We start from the raw sequence: 15,625 nt of genomic DNA on the forward strand, positions 1-15,625 counted from the left end.
CCCGATGCCAGAGATCGCGATCGTTCCCGCACCGCGTGAGCTCACTGTCCACGAAGGCCGGTGGTTCACCGCCGATCCGATCGGGGAGGCCGTCCGGGACGTGGTCGAGAACCTCGGCGAGACCGAGTACCGCATCGAGGTGACCGTTGACGGTGCCCGGTTGACGGCCGGTTCCGAGGAGGCGCTGCGGCACGCGGAGACGACGTACGCGCAGCTGGTCGAGGCGGCCGAGCCGGCCGCGGACGGGCAGGTCGCCGTACCGCTCGTGCACGTCGCGGACGCGCCGCGGTTCGGGTGGCGGGGGATGATGCTGGACGTCGCGCGGCACTTCATGCCGAAGGAGTTCGTGCTCAAGGTCATCGACGTCCTCGCCCTGCACCGGCTGAACGTGCTGCACTTCCACCTCACCGACGACCAGGGCTGGCGGGTCGAGATCGCGGCGTACCCGAAGCTCACCGAGGTCGGCGCGTGGCGCGAGCACACGATGGTCGGGAAGATGTCGCACGGCCAGACCGAGTTCGAGTACGACGGCACCCGGCACGGCGGGTTCTACACCAAGGACGAGCTCCGCGAGATCGTCGCGTACGCCGCGGAGCGGGGCATCACGGTCGTCCCCGAGATCGACCTGCCGGGGCACATGCAGGCGGCGATCACGGCGTACCCGGAGCTCGGGAACCACCCGGACCGGCAGCTGAGCGTTCGGCCGTACTGGGGGATCAGCGAGGACGTGCTGAACGTGAACGACGCGACGGTCGAGTTCGTGAAGACCGTGCTGCGGGAGGTGCTGGAGATCTTCCCGTCGCCGTACGTGCACCTCGGCGGTGACGAGTGCCCGTCGGTGCAGTGGGCCTCGTCCGAGGAGGCTGGGAAGAGGCAGGCTGACCTCGGGCTGGACGAGCCCGGGCAGTTGCAGGGGTGGTTCACCGCGCAGGTCGCGGAGGTGCTGGCCGAGCAGGGGCGGCGGCTCGTCGGCTGGGACGAGATGGTCGAGACCGACTGCCCGAAGGACGCGGTCATCATGGCGTGGCGCAGCGCCGAGCGCGGCGAGGTGGCGGCCAAGGCGGGGCACGAGGTCGTGATGGCGCCGTGCGAGTCGGTGTACTTCGACTACTACCAGGGCGACCCGGCGACCGAGCCGCTGGCGATCGGCGGCGACATCCCGCTGCGGAAGGTCTACGACTTCGAGGTGATCCCGGCGGGGCTGTCGGCGCAGGAGCAGGCGCTGATCGTGGGGACCCAGTGCCAGATCTGGACCGAGTACATGGAGGGCCCGGAGCAGGTCGGGTACATGCTGCTACCCCGGCTGTCCGCCTTCGCCGAGCGCGCCTGGGGCTCGCCGAGAACGTCGTACGACGAGTTCCTGGATCGGCTGCGGCCGCACCTGAAGCGGATCGAGAAGCTCGGCGTGAACTACCGCCCACTGGATAGCTGAGGGGATAACAAAATCTCCGTTAGCCCTGTTAGAAGGGGTAGACGACCCGGCCGGGCCTGGCAAAGGATAGGAGGCCGGGTCGGGAGCGGAGGCGCGCGCACATGACCGCTGTAGGGCCGCTGGATGCCATGTTCCTGGGCGGGGAGTCGCGGGAGCAGCCGATGCATGTCGGCGGGCTGATGTTGTTCGAGCTGCCCGAGGGTGCCGGGCGGGATCATGTGTTCCCGGAGAGTTCGCGGGACTTCGTGTCGCGGCTGTACCACGAGTTGGTGGCGGCGCCGGAGGTCAACCCGCTGTTCGCCCGACGGGTGCGGAACCGGGCGGTGGATCTCGGGTACTGGTCGTGGGAACAGGACGACGAGATCGACCTCGAGTACCACGTCCGGCTGTCCGCACTGCCGCGCCCGGGGCGCTTCCGCGAACTGTTCGAACTCACCAGCCGCCTCCACGGCACCCTCCTCGACCGCCATCGCCCACTGTGGGAGATTCACCTGATCGAGGGCGTCGAGGGCCGGCGCTTCGCCGTCTACAGCAAGATCCACCACTCGATGATCGACGGCGTCACAGCCCTCCGCCTGATGCAGCAAACCCTCACCACCGACCCCACCCAAACCCACATGCCCGCCACCTACGCCCTACCGAGCGAGACGACCGACGGCGCCGAAGCGGGGGTGGGCGGGGCGCCTGGGCCGGCGGAGTTGTTGGCGGCTGTTGGGCGGATCCCGGGGCGGGCCTTGGGGTCGGCGGTGCAGGGGGTTGGTGGGGCTGGGCGGTTGCTGGCGGATCTTGCCGGGTTGCCGGTGGCGGGGTTGCAGAGCATGGTGCATTCGACGATGCCGTTCCAGGCGCCGCGGACCGTGTTCAACCAGGGGGTGACCGGAGCGCGGCGGTTTGCGGCGCAGTCTTGGCCGTTGGAGCGGTTGGAGAAGGTACGGGCGATCACCGGGGCGACGCTCAACGACGTACTGCTCGCGATGTGTGCAGGTGCCCTGCGCAACTATCTGCTCGACCTGAACGCGCTCCCGGACAAGGCGCTGACCGCGATGGTCCCGGTCAACCTCCGGACGAAGGACAGCGGCCCCGGCGGCGGCAACTCGCTCGCCACGCTGATCGCCGACCTGGCCACCGACCTGGCCGACCCGGAGCAGCGGATCCGCCGGATCATGGCGTCGACCGCGCAGGCGAAGCGCGTGCTGTCCGGTCTCACCCCGCTGCAGAACCTGATCGTCGGCGCGCTCGGCTTCGCGGTCGCCGGCCCCGGCGCGGTCCTCCCGGGCGTCGCCGGCCGTACGACGCCGCCGTACAACATCGTCATCTCGAACGTCCCCGGCCCGACGGAGAGCCCGCTGTACTGGAACGGCTCCCGCCTGCTCGGCCTCTACCCGGCGAGCATCGTGATGAACGGCCAGGCGCTGAACATCAGCGTCACCAGCTACGCCCACCAACTCCACTTCGGCCTGATCGGCTGCCGCCGCACGGTCCCGCACCTGCAACGCATGCTCACCCACCTCGAAACCTCACTGGCCGAGCTGGAGAACATCCACTAGATCCGGACGACCCCGTTGGGCGTCTGGAAGATCGCGGCCACCAGACCGGGTTGGCCGTTCGGGCCGACCCAGCCGACGTCGAGGTCGTCGAGGAGGTGGTCGGCCGGGTGGCCGATCCAGTCGGTGACGCGGCCGGGGTCGCCGGCGATCTCCAGGCCGGTCAGCTTGACGTCCTTGCCGCCGATCGACGGGTGCTCGCCGAGGTCGTCCCAGTGGATGAAGAACGGCAGCTGCGGGTCCGCGATCAGCCCCTTGACGCCGATCTGCCGCCAGGTGAGGTTCACCCCGTCGGGCCGGTGCCGGTTGCCGGGCACCGCCTGCCGGCCGAGCCGCTGCTCCATCGCCGCCATGTCGGTGACCTCGACGACCCAGCCGAGCCAGCCGCCGCCGAGCTCCTTGCGGGCCCGGACCGCCTGACCGAACGGCGCCTTGTCCGACGCCGGGTGGTCGAGCACGTCGACTACCTCGATGTACCGGTCGTTCTCCAGCGGGAGGATGTGGTTCACGGTCCCGAACCGCGGGTGCACCCCGCCGTCCACGAACTCGGCACCGAGCAGCCCCGAGAGCCGCTCGATCGTGGCCGCGCAACCGTCCGGCCCGCACGCGTACGACAGATGATCCAGACGCATGTCAGTCATTGTTGCGTCCCGCACCGACAGTTCGTCGCCCAGGGTGTGTCGCGACCTACTTCGACGCGGGATGCGGGAGCAGCGGACGGGCCGCCGACAGGTGCTGCCGGCACAGCTCGGCGAGTACGTCGTACGCCTTGTCGCCCATCAGCGTCTGCAGCTCGACCTTGCTGGACTCGAACACCGGCTCGACCGCGATGTGCGCCTCGGTGTTCCCGGTGCAGTACCAGTCCAGGTCGTGCCCGCCGGGGCCCCAGCCGCGCCGGTCGTACTCCCCGATCCCGACCTCGGTGTACGTCGTACCGTCCGGCCGCTCGACCTCGCGGAACGTCCGCCGGATCGGCAGCTGCCAGCACACGTCGGGCTTGGTCTCGACGAAGTGCACGCCGCGCTTCAGCGCCAGCCCGTGCAGCGCGCAGCCGGCGCCGCCTTCGAAGCCCGGGCGGTTCAGGAAGATGCAGGCACCGTCCCAGACCCGGGTCTTCCGGTCGCCCTCGTCGTCGGTCTCGACCCAGCCGTTGGCGCGACCCTCCTTGCGGAACTGCCAGTCGTCCTTGCCGAGCTCCTTGACGTACTTCTTCACCCGCTTCTCGTCGTCCGCGTCGGAGAAGTGCGCGCCGAGCGTGCAGCAGCCGTCGTTGGGACGGCCCTTGTAGATCCCCTGGCAGCCGCCACCGAAGATGCAGGACCAGTTGGACGTCAGCCAGGTCAGGTCGCAACGGAAGACCTGGTCGGGGTCGTCGGGGTCGATGAACTCGACCCAGGCGCGGGGGAAGTCGAGAGAAACCTCAGGCACCTGGAAAGCCTACGCGCAACCGGGAACACACCGGTACTCCGGTTGTCCAGTAGCGTGAGGGTATGCGGCTCGGCGTACTCGACGTGGGATCAAACACCGTCCATCTGCTCGTGGTGGACGCGCATCGTGGTGCCGCGCCGTTGCCGGCGTACTCGCACAAGACCGAGCTCCGGCTGGCCGAGCACCTCGACGAGGACGGCAAGATCGACGGCTCCGGCGCCGACGGGCTGATCGCGTTCACCAAGGAGGCCGTGGAGCTGGCCGAGGACAAGGGCTGCGAGTCGGTGCTCGCGTTCGCCACCTCCGCGCTCCGCGAGGCGCCGAACGGCGAGAAGGTGCTGGAGCGCGTCCGCACCGAGACCGGCGTGGACCTGGAGGTGCTCAGCGGCGAGGACGAGGCCCGGCTGACGTTCCTCGCCGTACGCCGGTGGTTCGGCTGGTCCTCGGGTCGCCTCGCGGTCTTCGACATCGGAGGCGGCTCGCTGGAGATCGCCGCCGGGTCGGACGAGCAGCCGACCGTGGCGGAGTCGGTCCAGCTCGGTGCCGGGCGGCTGACCCGGGAAGGGCTGACCGCGGACCCGCCGGACAAGGACGAGGTACGGGCGTTGCGCCGCCGGATCCGGATGGAGCTGGCCGCCGTGGCCGGTCCGGTACTGCGGGCCGGCCGGCCGCAGCGCTCCGTCGCCACCAGCAAGACGTTCCGCTCGCTCGCCCGGATCACCGGCGCGGCACCGTCCGCTGACGGGCCGTACGTCCCGCGCACGCTGAACCGCGACGAGCTGAACGAGTGGATCCCGAAGCTGACCACGATGACCGCCGCCGAGCGGGCCGCGCTGCCCGGTGTCTCGGCCGGCCGCGCGTCCCAGCTGACCGCCGGCGCACTGGTCGCCGACGCCGTGATGGACCTCTTCGACCTGCCCGCGCTGGAGGTCTGCCCGTGGGCGCTGCGCGAGGGCGTCATCCTGTCCCGGCTCGACCAGCTGCAACCCCGATGAGCTCTCGTCCGGCCGCGAAGATCGGTCTGTCCACCGCCTCCGTCTACCCCGAGTCCACCGCCAGCGGTTTCGAGCTGGCCGCCCGGCTCGGGTACGACGGGGTCGAGGTGATGATCGGGATCGACCCGCTGAGCACCCAGATCGACGCGATCCAGCGGCTGATCGACTACCACCAGTTGCCGGTGCTGGCGATCCACGCACCGACGCTGCTGATCATGCAGCGGGTCTGGGGGACCGACCCGTGGAGCAAGCTCGAGCGCAGCGCGGAGGCGGCGAAGGAGCTTGGCGCGGACGTGGTCGTCGTACACCCGCCGTTCCGCTGGCAGCGTGACTACGCGCGCGGGTTCGTCGAGGGGATCGCCCGGCTGGAGGCGGAGACCGGCGTGACGCTGGCGGTGGAGAACATGTACCCGTGGCGCGCGCCCGGGCGGGACCTGCAGGCGTACGCGCCGAGCTGGGACCCGACCGAGCAGACGTACGCGCACACCACGCTCGACCTGTCGCACGCGTCCACCGCCGAGCAGGACTGTGTCGAGCTGGCCGCGACGATGGGCAGGAGCCTCACGCACGTCCACCTCACCGACGGCACCGGCTCCGCGAAGGACGAGCACCTGGTCCCCGGCCGCGGTACGCAGCGCGCCGCCGACCTGCTCACCGAGCTGGCCAAGCAGGACTTCGGCGGGCACATCATCATCGAGATCAACACCCGGCGCGCGACCAGCCGCTCCGAGCGCGAGGTCGACCTGGTCGAGTCTCTAGAGTTCACGCGCCGGCACTTCGTCAAGACCCGGCGGACGCCGTTCGCGGTCACCTCGGACGGTGAGATCTCGGAGCTCACTCCGTGACAGCTTCCCGCCGTACGCCGGGACGCCGCCCAGGGGGACCCGACACCCGGGGGGAGATCCTCGACGCCGCCCGCGAATCCTTTGCGGACAAGGGGTTCGCGGCCACCTCGATGCGCGCCGTCGCCCGGCAGGCCGGGGTGGACGCGGCGCTCGTGCACCACTACTTCGACAGCAAGGACGAGCTGTTCGTCGAGGCGATGGCGATCCCGGTCGACCCGCGGGTGATCGCGGCCCGGATCCTCGACGGGCCGCCCGAACAGATGGGCCGGCGGATCGCGACCGCGTTCCTCGGCGTCTGGGAGACACCGGACGGGCAGCAGCGGATGCAGGCGCTGTTCGGGAGCATCGCGAGCAGCGACCAGGTGGCCCGGATGATGCGCGAGGGCATCGGGCAGATGATCATCCAGCCGGTGTCGCAGTCGCTCGACGTACCCGATGCCGCGCTCCGGGTCGGCCTGGTCGGCAGTCAGCTGATCGGCGCCGCGATCATGCGGTACGTCGTCCGGCTGGAGCCGGTCGCGTCGGTGGACCTGGAGACGTTGGTCGACCGGCTGGCGCCGGTCCTGCAGCAGCACCTGACCGGCTGATGGAGATCCCGCGCGACGCCGAGATCCGTGCGTTGCATCGCGCGTACGCGCCGAACCGGGAGGCGTTCGAGGTGGTGTGGGAGCACTGCCGGCTGGTGTGCTCGGTGGCGTCGCAGTTCTTCGCCGGCCTGGACGTCGACACCGATCTGGTCCGGGCGGGCGCGTTGCTGCACGACGTCGGGGTGTACCGGTTGGACTCGTCGGCGTACGTCCGGCACGGCGTACTCGGGCATGAGCTGCTCGACTCGCTCGGGTTCCCGGTAGAGATCTGCCGGTTCTGCTCGTGCCATACGGGCGTCGGGATCACCCGGGACGACGTCGTACGGCAGGGGTTGCCGATCCCGGTCGCGGACTACCTGCCGCGGACGCCGGAGGAGGAGTTGGTGATGTACGCGGACAAGTTCCACAGCAAGCGGACGCCGCCGGTGTTCCTCTCGGGGAATACGTATACATCCGAGGTCGCGCGGTTCGGGGCGGCGAAGGTGCGGCGGTTCGGCGAGTTGCGGGAGCGGTACGGCGACCCGTCGCTGGACGCGTTGAGCGAAGCGACGGGCTACGCGGTCATCTGACCCTTGCACGGGTGCGGCGGCGCGCGCTAAATTCATCATATGATGAAAAACTCGGTGAGCTGCCGCGACGTGGTCGTGGTGCGCGGCGAGCAGGAGGTCTTGCACGGGATCGGCTTCGATCTCCGGACCGGGACGGTGACCGGCCTGCTCGGGCCGTCCGGTTGCGGGAAGACCACGCTGATCCGCGCGATCGTCGGCCTGCAGGCGCAGGTCACCGGCGAGGTCACGGTGCTCGGGCTGCCGGCCGGTGCGCCGAAGCTGCGCGGCCGGGTCGGGTACGTGACCCAGGAGCCCAGCGTGTACGGCGACCTGACCGTCACCGAGAACCTGCGCTTCTTCGCCGCGGTGCTCGGTGTGCCGGTGCCGGACGTGGCGCGGGTGATCGAGACCGTCGACCTCGGGTCGCATGCCGACGTACGCGTCGATCGGCTGTCCGGCGGGCAGCGCTCGCGGGTGTCGCTGGCGGTCGCGCTGCTCGGCAGCCCCGAGCTGCTGGTGTTGGACGAACCAACGGTCGGGCTGGATCCGGTGCTGCGGCGGGATCTCTGGCAGCTGTTCCACCGGCTGGCCGACGACGGGGCGGCGCTACTGGTGTCCAGTCACGTGATGGACGAGGCCTCGCGGTGCGACCGGTTGTTGCTGATGCGCGAGGGCGAACTGCTCGCCGACGAGACGCCCGACGCGTTGCTCACCGCGGCCGGTACGACCGACATCGAGCAGGCGTTCCTGACGTTGATCGAGGAGAAGGAGGCGGCCCGATGACTCCGCGAGTGACGCTGGCCGTCGCCGCCCGGGTGCTCACCCAGCTGCGACGGGACCCGCGGACGGTGGCGCTGCTGATCGCGCTGCCGACCGTGTTCGTCACCCTGATGTGGTGGATGTTCCACGACAATCCGGTGGTGTTCGACCAGATCGGCGGACCGCTGCTGGCGATCTTCCCGTCGATCGTGATGTTCGTCGTCACCGCGGTGACCACGTTGCGCGAACGGTCCGGCGGGACGCTGTCGCGGTTGTTCACGATGCCGATGGCGAAGCTGGACTTCCTGCTGGGCTATGCGCTCGCGTTCGCGCTGGTCGCCGTCGTACAGGCGGTCGTGCTGGTCTCTATCGCCTTGTATCTCTTGGGTTTGAACATCCAGGGCGCCGCCTGGCAGTTGGGCGTCGTCGGCGTCCTGGACGGCGTCCTCGGCGCCGCGCTCGGGCTGTTGTCCAGCGCGTTCGCGGCCACCGAGTTCCAGGCCGTGCAGATGATGCCGGCGATCATGATCCCGCAGATCCTGCTCTGCGGCCTGTTCGTCCCGCGCGACCAGCTGCCGTCGGTCCTGCACGCCCTCAGCGACGTACTCCCCTTGTCCTACGCGGTCGACGCCGTCCTGGGAGTTGCCAAGGGCAACGGCTTCACCACGTCCACCGGCACCGACACCCTGGTTGTCCTCGCCTTCATCCTCGGCGCACTGGCCCTGGGCGCTGCCACCCTCAAACGCCGCACCGCCTAGGAGGCAGCGATTATTGGAAGACCTTGACGATCTTTCCGTTGGCGTCGTAGGCGGCGACCCGGGGGTTGGGCTTCTTGAGGTCGTAGGTTGACGAGGTCAGCCAGGTGAACGCGAACCAGCCGCCGCGGCTGACCGGGACCTGGTAGACCGGGCCGGTGCCGATGCGCAGGCGGACCGTGGTTGCCGCCTTCGAGGCGACGCGGCCCCAGCCGGTCATGTTCCAGCTGTGGCAGGTTCCGGCGACGCATTCGCCGCCACCGCCGCCGGCGACGTACATGTCGGTCCGGCCGGACCTGACCTCCGGGTCGAGCGTCGGGTCGTTGCTGTCGAGGTTGGTCAGGGTGGCGAAAGAGGTGGAACCGGCCGGGTCGCCGAGTGGCGACTTCCGGGAGGTCAGTTCGCAGTCGACGACCTTACGGCCGCTGGGGGAGATCGCGACCAGGGCGGCCGACCCGAGCGCCTTCGACTGGTCCGAGGCCACCACCTGCCAGTTGGTCAGGTCGACCCAGGCGATCACGGAGCAGTTCCGGAGCTTGTCCGCCGCCGATTGCGGGAGGAGATCCTTCGCGGCCGCGGCGACCAGTTCCGCCGACGGCTTGTCGCCGCCGGGGATGATGCAGTAGCTGCCGTTGGTGACCCGTGTGCCGTTCTTGAGGTCGTACATCTGAGCATGCCCGGACCGTGCCGTACCGGTGCCACGGAGCTTCTGCGTGACGCCCGGGGTGCGCAGGTTGCAGCGGCGTTCCGCCTCCTCGTGGGTGATCCGCTGATCCGCGGCCGCTTCGCCCCGCGGAACGCCCGGGACCGGGCCGAAGTCGGAGTTCTGCGGCGCTGCGACGGCCGGCTGTTTGTTCGCGGTGGCCAGGTTCGGCAGCAGGCTCGCGGCGACCGCAACCACCGCGACACCGGCGACCGCACCGCCGAGGCCGAGGAGCTTCCGGCGGCGCCGGCCGCGCCGGCCGCGGGCCAGCAACGCGGCGGTGTCGAAGTCGTCCATCGGCTCCGACCCGGCGATCCGCTGGAGCTCGGCGCTGATCTCTCGTACGTCGTCCATCTCGTTCTCCTTCACAGTGACTGGCTCGCCCGCCGCTGGTCGATGGTTCGCCGGAGAGTGTCGAGACCGCGTGCCGCCTGGCTCTTCACGGTGCCGGTCGAACAGCCGAGGATTTCCGCGGTCTGCTCGACGGACAGGTCTTCGTAGTACCGCAGGACCACGCACGCGCGTTGCCGCGGGCCCAGGGAACGCAGGGCTTCCAGTACTTCGTCCCGTTCGGCGTGGCCGGCGGTGAAGTCGTCGGGCTCGGCGCGGTCCGGCAGGTCGGCGATCGCCACTTCCCGCCGCCACGGCCGGCGGCCGCCGTCGTACGCCGCGTTGACCACGACGCGACGCGCGTACGCGAACGGATTACCTACCCGCCGTACCTTCGGCCACGCCAGGTACAGCTTGTACAACGCGTCCTGGACGATGTCGTCGGCCCGGTGGCGATCCCCCACCACCAGAAACGCGGTCCGCCGCAACGCCGTCGAGGTCTCCTCGACGAACTCGGCGAACTCCCGGTCCCGCTCCACCATCCGCGCCTCCACTCCCCATCTCCACCCCAAGACGGAAAGTCCCACGCACCAGGTTGCACCGCGGAAGGGTTACGGCCGTGTCCGGTACAACCCGTACGAAGCGCCGCCGGTGATCGCGACGCCGATCAGGCCCAGCCACACGGCCCGTTCGCGGCCGCCGGGCTTGTTCTTCATCTCGTCGTACGACTCGGTGTAGGTGCCGGTGCTGCCGTGCACGACGCACAGGTCGCCCTGGCTCATCGGCCGGTGGTTGCAGGTCGGCGTCGCGTTCGGATCCGGCGGCGCGATCAGGAAGTAGATCCCCATCCCGATCCCCAGCACCCCGAGCGCCAGCCCGAACCAGATGAACTCCCGCAGAGTCTTCACCGACCACCCGTCTGTAGTTGCCTCACCCCGAGCTGGGGAACAGTACCTCGCCGGCAGCGGTAGGCGAACTTGCGACAGCTCGCGGGGGCTGGAGACATTGCATTGCTTGTCGCGAGTCCCCACGGCTTGTTCTCGGGTCATCACGAGCAGGCCGGCAGTCAGCGGTGCTGCTTTGCCGGTCGGGGGAGTCGAGCGTTCGCGGTGGCCCGGTGGTACGTGTCGGTCACAGGCGGCGGCAGCCGCAAGAATGAGCGGCGCCAGCCGCGCGCAACCGGGTGGGCGGGAGCGGCGCGTAGCACGGCGACGAAGGGGTCGCGCGTAGCACCGCGTGGGGGATGACCTTCTCCACTACACCAGCCTCAGCCGGCGAGGTGGGCGACGTTTTCCCAGGCGGGGTCGGGGGTGGTGGTGAGGGTGACTTTGCCGTGGGGCCAGCCGGTGGTGGCGGCTTGGAGTTGGGCGTCGGCGGGGGTGGTGCCGTCGACGTAGTAGTGCAGGATGCGGACGCCGGCGGAGGTTTCGTGGGCGAGGAGGTTGCCGGAGCCGCCGAGGCGGTCGGTGAGGTGGTCCTCGAACGCGCGCAGTTCGTCCAGCATCTCGGACTCGGGCAGGCCGTCCTCGCGTACGACGGGGTACCGGATCGACACCGCGACGTGCGTGTCGAGGTGCGGCCGCCGGATCGAGCGCAGCGGGTACTCCGCGGTCGCGATCACCCGCTGCCCGTCCCGGGTCCCCTCGAGCATCTTCCAGGCGGGGCTGCCGTCGTCCAGCGTGTGCTCGGCCGCGAACCCGGCCACGGCCGGCAGCAGTTGCATCACCGGTACGGCGTCCACCGGGGCGTCGGCCAACGGGTCGATCGCGCCGACCCAGGTCTCCACCATCTCCTCGCCCAGCACCAGGTCCAGGATCAGAAACGTCACCCGCCGCTGCGTGTCCACCGACAGCGACGCGAACGCCGGGTGGTGGACGCCGACGTGGACGGACGCCGAGTCCGGCTCGATCGACACCAGCGACTCGTCGATCGCGACCGGCGGCAGTCCCTCGAACTGGATCGTCACCGCGGGACCGGGCCGGCGCAGGTCGGCGTACTCCCAGACGCGGTCCGACGGCGGGGCCGCGCGCAGCCAGCGGCGGGCGACCGCGCGCTGGGCGGGGTTGCCCGCGGCGGTCACGATCAGGACGTGCTCGGCGTGCAGCCCGGGCCCGAGCTCCCATTCCAGGTCGGGGTGGATCCGGCCGATCCGGTCGGTCAGGTCGGCGTTCGCCGCGGTCGGCTCGCGCCGGGCGACGGCGTCCGCGACCAGTCCGGCGCCGGCCGTCGTCCACCAGGACCAGAACGCGCCGATCGGGTCGGCCTCCACGGCGTTCCGGCGGCGACGCTTGAAGATGGGCATGACCGCATCCTCTAACAGCCAGGGGTGCGACCATCGAACCAGTCACCGTGCTGGTGTGGTCCCGGACACACCAGCGCCGGACGATTCCGCAAAGCCTGGTTCAGGCGCGTAACCTGCATTCACCACTGGCAAATGGGTGGGTTGATGAGGAGGAACACGTAGTGCTTCGGCGAGTCCTGCTGGGCATGTCCCGCAGCCCCCAGATCAAGAAGGCCGTGTCGTCGCTGCCGGTGTCCAGCGGCATCGTCGCGCGGTTCGTCGCCGGTGAGACCGCTCCGGAGGCCGTGCTGGCCACCGAGAAGCTGGTCAGCAACGGCCTCCGCGTCACCCTCGACCACCTCGGTGAGGACGTCACCGACCTGGCCGCCGCGACCGCGACCGCCGACGCGTACCTCGACCTGCTGAAGAAGCTGGCCGCGGCCGGCCTGACCGCGAACGCCGAGGTCTCGGTGAAGCTGTCCGCGGTCGGCCAGGCGCTCCCCGGCGACGGCGAGAAGATCGCGCTGGAGAACGCCCGCACGATCTGCCTCGCGGCCCGCAACGCCGGTACGACGGTCACCCTCGACATGGAGGACCACACCACCACCGACTCCACGCTGGGCATCCTCCGCGAGCTGCGCCAGGACTTCCCGGAGACCGGCGCGGTCCTGCAGGCGTACCTGCGGCGTACCGAGGGCGACTGCCGCGACCTCGCGCACTCGGGCTCCCGGGTCCGGTTGTGCAAGGGCGCGTACAAGGAGCCGGAATCGGTCGCGTACCAGGACAAGCGCCAGGTCGACAAGGCGTACGTCCGCGCGATGAAGGTGCTGATGAACGGCGAGGGCTACCCGATGATCGCCTCGCACGACCCGCGGCTGATCTCGATCGCGGGCGCGCTGGCCGATCGCGCCGGCCGCAAGCCGGGCAGCTTCGAGTACCAGATGCTGTACGGCATCCGTCCCGAGGAGCAGCTCCGGCTGGCCGGCCTCGGGCACACCATGCGGATCTACATCCCGTACGGCGAGGACTGGTACGGCTACCTGGTCCGCCGGCTGGCCGAGCGCCCCGCGAACCTGCAGTTCTTCGCCCGCTCCTTGATCAGCAAGAAGTAGCCCGCGCGCCGACGGCTAACCTGTGGGCATGAGTGCACAGGTGGCCGTCCTCGGGGCCGGCGTGATGGGGGAGACGTTGCTGTCCGGGCTGATTCGGGCCGGTCGGCGACCGGAGGACCTCCTGATCACCGAGCGCCGCCCGGAGCGTGCCGCCGAGCTGCGGGAGCGGTACGGCGTCGACGTGGTCTCGAACCTGGAGGCGGCGAAGCGGGCGGACACGCTGGTCCTGGTGGTGAAGCCGCAGGACATGCCGGACCTGCTCGCGGAGATCGCCCCGGCGGTCGAGCCGACGCAGACGATCGTGTCGCTGGCGGCCGGTATCAGCACGGGTTTCGTCGAGTCGCGGCTGCCCGAGGGCGTCGCCGTCGTACGGGTCATGCCGAACACGCCTGCCCTGGTGGACGAGGGGATGGCGGCGATCTCCCGGGGCGCGCACTGCGACGAGAGCCACCTCGAGCTGGCCGAGAGCCTGCTCGCGGCGACCGGCCGGGTGGTGCGGGTGCCGGAGAAGCAGCAGGACGCGGTGACCGCGATCTCCGGTTCCGGTCCGGCGTACATCTTCTTCGTGGTCGAGTCGATGATCGAGGCCGGCGTGCACATGGGGCTGCCGCGCAACACCGCGACCGAACTCGTCGTCCAGACGGTGGTCGGGTCCGCGAAGCTGCTGCGCGAGACCGGTGAGCATCCGACCGTACTGCGGGAGCGCGTGACGTCACCCGGTGGTACGACGGCCGCCGCGGTGCGGGAGCTCGAGGACCACAAGGTTCGTGCGGCGTTCCTTTCCGCGATCGAGGCGGCCCGGAACCGCTCTCGGGATCTTGCTGCCGAGTAACACCTGTCCCTCAGGTGGCGTTAAGGTATCCGCGCCGAGGTTTGCTGCCGTGTTCGAGGGATGAGTCCGCCCATGGGTAATGGTTCGGTCGAGCCGGTCACCGCGCCTGCACAGGTTCAGCAGGAGCGTGAGGTTCCGCCGCTGCCGTGGCGTGTGCCGCTGGACCCGGCGCCCTGGTGGGCCTGGGCCCTGTTCCTGCTGCCGTTCGTCGCCGTGCCGGCGTTGAACTCGTGGTTGTGGATGGGTGCCCGCGACATGCTCGCGGTCGGCCTGCTGACGATCATCGGCGCGTCGGTGGTGCGGGTCGCCGGCGGCGTCGTGCTGTACCGGGTCGAGCTGTTCCCGACGGGCCTGAAGGCGCGGACCAGCATGCTGATCCGCAGCCTAGCCTGGCAGGACGTCGGCAAGATCGAGATCGGCGAGGACAGCGTCGTACTCACCCGCGGCCCCGACGAGCACGAGATCAACGGCATCCCGGCCGACCGCACCGCCGAGGTCGCCGCGGTGATGGAGGTACTGCGGGAGCGGTCCCTCACCACCCCGGTCCGCCGGCACCGCCCGCGCCCCGGCATCGGCACTGCCCTGGTGCTGCTCTACGTCGTGCTCTCGATCGGCGCCTTCATGCTCCGCTGGCACCTGGTCATCTGACCACCCAGGGTCCTTCGCCCAGCACCTGATCGACACCAACGCGTACGACGGTGGCGCCGGCGGCCACGTCGTCGTTCCAGAACGGGAACTCGTCGCGGTCGAGGTACTTCTTGCTCAGCCGGTCCATCAACTCCTTGTACCGCAGCGGATCCCGCTCGAGTTTCGCCGTACCCCGCACGACGAGGTACTGCGTGAGCCCGCGCGGGCTGATCCGGTCGTCCTGCACGACCAGGGTGATCCGCGGGTCGCGGCGCAGGTTCCGGGTCTTGCGGTGCTTCTCCTCGACGCCGATCAGCAGGTCGTCGCCGTCCCGCCCGACCCACACCAACGCGGCCTGCGGCGACCCGTTCGGGTCGATCGTGATCATGGTGACGTCCTTCGGCTCGTCGAAGAGGCGGTAGGCGCTTTCGGGAATCATGCAACAGACGCTAGACACCGCCGTGGGAACCTGTGGGTACCCTGACCGCTGTGCACGGAGCAGAACCTGGCGACGTCTTCCTGGCCGACTGTCCGGCCCGCCTCGCGGTCGAGGTGATCGCCGACAAGTGGGCCGTGGTGGTGCTGTGGGGCCTGAACGACCACGCCCGCCGGCATTCCGAGCTGGTCGAGCTGATCGGCGGCATCTCGAAGAAGGTGCTCACGCAGACGCTCCGCCGGCTGCAGACGAACGGGCTCGTCGACCGGACCGATCACGGCGGAGTGCCGCCGCGGGTCGAGTACGAGCTGACGCCGCTCGGCCGCACGCTGATGGGTCCGGTGCGGATGCTCACGGAGTGGGCGGAAGAGAACGGGGACGCCGTACTCGCTGCGCAAGAGGCAGGATGAG

Annotated in this window: 19 protein-coding genes; 12 read left to right on the top strand and 7 right to left on the bottom strand. The window is 70.0% G+C overall.

Annotated elements, in window-relative coordinates; all coding sequences use genetic code 11:
- Window positions 1–4 precede the first annotated feature (4 nt).
- Together ACQHIV_RS34225 and ACQHIV_RS34230 are read left to right on the top strand one after the other, a co-directional pair.
- Window positions 5–1,432 carry a beta-N-acetylhexosaminidase gene (locus tag ACQHIV_RS34225; protein ID WP_427888316.1) on the top strand — a complete coding sequence of 476 codons (1,428 nt, stop codon included), beginning with the start codon at window positions 5–7 and terminating at the stop codon, window positions 1,430–1,432.
- Window positions 1,433–1,533: 101 nt separating this feature from the next.
- Entirely contained in the window at window positions 1,534–2,979 is a 1,446-nt protein-coding gene (locus ACQHIV_RS34230) for a WS/DGAT/MGAT family O-acyltransferase (RefSeq protein WP_427888317.1), read from the top strand.
- Here the strand turns inward: ACQHIV_RS34230 and ACQHIV_RS34235 are convergent.
- Together ACQHIV_RS34235 and ACQHIV_RS34240 are read right to left on the bottom strand one after the other, a co-directional pair.
- A complete protein-coding gene (locus tag ACQHIV_RS34235; protein ID WP_427888318.1) occupies window positions 2,976–3,608 on the bottom strand; it encodes a VOC family protein in 633 nt (210 codons plus the stop codon). The two genes, ACQHIV_RS34230 and ACQHIV_RS34235, sit on opposite strands and share 4 nt — an antisense overlap.
- Window positions 3,609–3,663: 55 nt before the next feature.
- Window positions 3,664–4,404: a hypothetical protein gene (locus tag ACQHIV_RS34240; RefSeq protein ID WP_427888320.1), complete on the bottom strand. Its 741-nt coding sequence runs from the start codon at window positions 4,402–4,404 to the stop codon at window positions 3,664–3,666.
- Window positions 4,405–4,466: 62 nt separating this feature from the next.
- On the opposite strand from ACQHIV_RS34240, the gene ACQHIV_RS34245 reads away from it, so the two are divergent.
- The 6 genes from ACQHIV_RS34245 to ACQHIV_RS34270 are packed head-to-tail and all read left to right on the top strand — an operon-like array spanning window position 4,467 to window position 8,896.
- The gene (locus ACQHIV_RS34245; protein WP_427888322.1) at window positions 4,467–5,399 is read left to right on the top strand and encodes a Ppx/GppA family phosphatase; all 933 of its coding nucleotides are present in this window, start codon (window positions 4,467–4,469) and stop codon (window positions 5,397–5,399) included.
- Window positions 5,396–6,244, top strand: a complete 849-nt coding sequence (locus ACQHIV_RS34250; RefSeq protein ID WP_427888324.1) for a sugar phosphate isomerase/epimerase family protein — start codon at window positions 5,396–5,398, stop codon at window positions 6,242–6,244. Before ACQHIV_RS34245 ends, ACQHIV_RS34250 begins: the two co-directional genes overlap by 4 nt.
- Window positions 6,241–6,831: a TetR family transcriptional regulator gene (locus ACQHIV_RS34255; protein WP_427888325.1), complete on the top strand. Its 591-nt coding sequence runs from the start codon at window positions 6,241–6,243 to the stop codon at window positions 6,829–6,831. The genes ACQHIV_RS34250 and ACQHIV_RS34255 overlap by 4 nt, the downstream gene beginning before the upstream one ends.
- Complete coding sequence (locus ACQHIV_RS34260) at window positions 6,831–7,400, top strand: HD domain-containing protein (protein WP_427888327.1); 570 nt, start codon at window positions 6,831–6,833, stop codon at window positions 7,398–7,400. The genes ACQHIV_RS34255 and ACQHIV_RS34260 overlap by 1 nt, the downstream gene beginning before the upstream one ends.
- A gap of 39 nt (window positions 7,401–7,439) precedes the next feature.
- Complete coding sequence (locus tag ACQHIV_RS34265; protein WP_427888328.1) at window positions 7,440–8,162, top strand: ABC transporter ATP-binding protein; 723 nt, start codon at window positions 7,440–7,442, stop codon at window positions 8,160–8,162.
- Window positions 8,159–8,896 (top strand): ABC transporter permease, encoded by a 738-nt coding sequence (locus ACQHIV_RS34270; RefSeq protein WP_380195218.1) that lies wholly within the window; start codon window positions 8,159–8,161, stop codon window positions 8,894–8,896. Before ACQHIV_RS34265 ends, ACQHIV_RS34270 begins: the two co-directional genes overlap by 4 nt.
- A gap of 10 nt (window positions 8,897–8,906) precedes the next feature.
- Here ACQHIV_RS34270 and ACQHIV_RS34275 read toward each other — a convergent pair whose 3' ends face one another.
- The 4 genes from ACQHIV_RS34275 to ACQHIV_RS34290 form a co-directional block, all read right to left on the bottom strand.
- Window positions 8,907–9,950: a hypothetical protein gene (locus tag ACQHIV_RS34275; RefSeq protein WP_427888331.1), complete on the bottom strand. Its 1,044-nt coding sequence runs from the start codon at window positions 9,948–9,950 to the stop codon at window positions 8,907–8,909.
- Between the two features lie 11 nt (window positions 9,951–9,961).
- Window positions 9,962–10,468: a SigE family RNA polymerase sigma factor gene (locus ACQHIV_RS34280; RefSeq protein ID WP_427888332.1), complete on the bottom strand. Its 507-nt coding sequence runs from the start codon at window positions 10,466–10,468 to the stop codon at window positions 9,962–9,964.
- 69 nt (window positions 10,469–10,537) lie between these two features.
- A complete protein-coding gene (locus tag ACQHIV_RS34285; protein ID WP_427888334.1) occupies window positions 10,538–10,834 on the bottom strand; it encodes a hypothetical protein in 297 nt (98 codons plus the stop codon).
- 359 nt (window positions 10,835–11,193) lie between these two features.
- A complete protein-coding gene (locus tag ACQHIV_RS34290) occupies window positions 11,194–12,228 on the bottom strand; it encodes a DUF695 domain-containing protein (RefSeq protein ID WP_427888335.1) in 1,035 nt (344 codons plus the stop codon).
- Window positions 12,229–12,389: 161 nt separating this feature from the next.
- On the opposite strand from ACQHIV_RS34290, the gene ACQHIV_RS34295 reads away from it, so the two are divergent.
- The 3 genes from ACQHIV_RS34295 to ACQHIV_RS34305 all read left to right on the top strand — a co-directional run bounded on the left by ACQHIV_RS34295 (window position 12,390) and on the right by ACQHIV_RS34305 (window position 14,799).
- Window positions 12,390–13,319, top strand: a complete 930-nt coding sequence (locus ACQHIV_RS34295; protein ID WP_427888337.1) for a proline dehydrogenase family protein — start codon at window positions 12,390–12,392, stop codon at window positions 13,317–13,319.
- A gap of 28 nt (window positions 13,320–13,347) precedes the next feature.
- Entirely contained in the window at window positions 13,348–14,151 is an 804-nt protein-coding gene (gene proC / locus ACQHIV_RS34300; RefSeq protein WP_427888339.1) for a pyrroline-5-carboxylate reductase, read from the top strand.
- 72 nt (window positions 14,152–14,223) lie between these two features.
- Entirely contained in the window at window positions 14,224–14,799 is a 576-nt protein-coding gene (locus ACQHIV_RS34305; protein WP_427888341.1) for a hypothetical protein, read from the top strand.
- On the opposite strand, the gene ACQHIV_RS34310 is transcribed toward ACQHIV_RS34305, so the two are convergent.
- Window positions 14,792–15,217 (bottom strand): PPOX class F420-dependent oxidoreductase, encoded by a 426-nt coding sequence (locus ACQHIV_RS34310; protein WP_427888343.1) that lies wholly within the window; start codon window positions 15,215–15,217, stop codon window positions 14,792–14,794. The genes ACQHIV_RS34305 and ACQHIV_RS34310 overlap by 8 nt on opposite strands.
- Window positions 15,218–15,267: 50 nt before the next feature.
- Between ACQHIV_RS34310 and ACQHIV_RS34315 the strand changes: the two genes are divergently transcribed.
- Window positions 15,268–15,624: a winged helix-turn-helix transcriptional regulator gene (locus ACQHIV_RS34315; RefSeq protein ID WP_427888345.1), complete on the top strand. Its 357-nt coding sequence runs from the start codon at window positions 15,268–15,270 to the stop codon at window positions 15,622–15,624.
- Window position 15,625: the final 1 nt, after the last annotated feature.

The organism is Kribbella polygonati, assembly GCF_050320105.1.
Taxonomy (GTDB): domain Bacteria; phylum Actinomycetota; class Actinomycetes; order Propionibacteriales; family Kribbellaceae; genus Kribbella.

Bases quoted from the DNA above. Each gene is read 5' to 3' on its own strand.
- ACQHIV_RS34235 (WP_427888318.1), bottom strand. From the start codon at position 3,608: ATGCGTCTGGATCATCTGTCGTACGCGTGCGGGCCGGACGGTTGCGCG.
- ACQHIV_RS34305 (WP_427888341.1), top strand. From the start codon at position 14,224: ATGGGTAATGGTTCGGTCGAGCCGGTCACCGCGCCTGCACAGGTTCAG.
- ACQHIV_RS34310 (WP_427888343.1), bottom strand. From the start codon at position 15,217: ATGATTCCCGAAAGCGCCTACCGCCTCTTCGACGAGCCGAAGGACGTC.
- ACQHIV_RS34225 (WP_427888316.1), top strand. From the start codon at position 5: ATGCCAGAGATCGCGATCGTTCCCGCACCGCGTGAGCTCACTGTCCAC.
- ACQHIV_RS34265 (WP_427888328.1), top strand. From the start codon at position 7,440: ATGATGAAAAACTCGGTGAGCTGCCGCGACGTGGTCGTGGTGCGCGGC.
- ACQHIV_RS34250 (WP_427888324.1), top strand. From the start codon at position 5,396: ATGAGCTCTCGTCCGGCCGCGAAGATCGGTCTGTCCACCGCCTCCGTC.
- ACQHIV_RS34290 (WP_427888335.1), bottom strand. From the start codon at position 12,228: ATGCCCATCTTCAAGCGTCGCCGCCGGAACGCCGTGGAGGCCGACCCG.
- ACQHIV_RS34275 (WP_427888331.1), bottom strand. From the start codon at position 9,950: ATGGACGACGTACGAGAGATCAGCGCCGAGCTCCAGCGGATCGCCGGG.
- proC (WP_427888339.1), top strand. From the start codon at position 13,348: ATGAGTGCACAGGTGGCCGTCCTCGGGGCCGGCGTGATGGGGGAGACG.
- ACQHIV_RS34270 (WP_380195218.1), top strand. From the start codon at position 8,159: ATGACTCCGCGAGTGACGCTGGCCGTCGCCGCCCGGGTGCTCACCCAG.
- ACQHIV_RS34260 (WP_427888327.1), top strand. From the start codon at position 6,831: ATGGAGATCCCGCGCGACGCCGAGATCCGTGCGTTGCATCGCGCGTAC.
- ACQHIV_RS34280 (WP_427888332.1), bottom strand. From the start codon at position 10,468: ATGGTGGAGCGGGACCGGGAGTTCGCCGAGTTCGTCGAGGAGACCTCG.
- ACQHIV_RS34245 (WP_427888322.1), top strand. From the start codon at position 4,467: ATGCGGCTCGGCGTACTCGACGTGGGATCAAACACCGTCCATCTGCTC.
- ACQHIV_RS34230 (WP_427888317.1), top strand. From the start codon at position 1,534: ATGACCGCTGTAGGGCCGCTGGATGCCATGTTCCTGGGCGGGGAGTCG.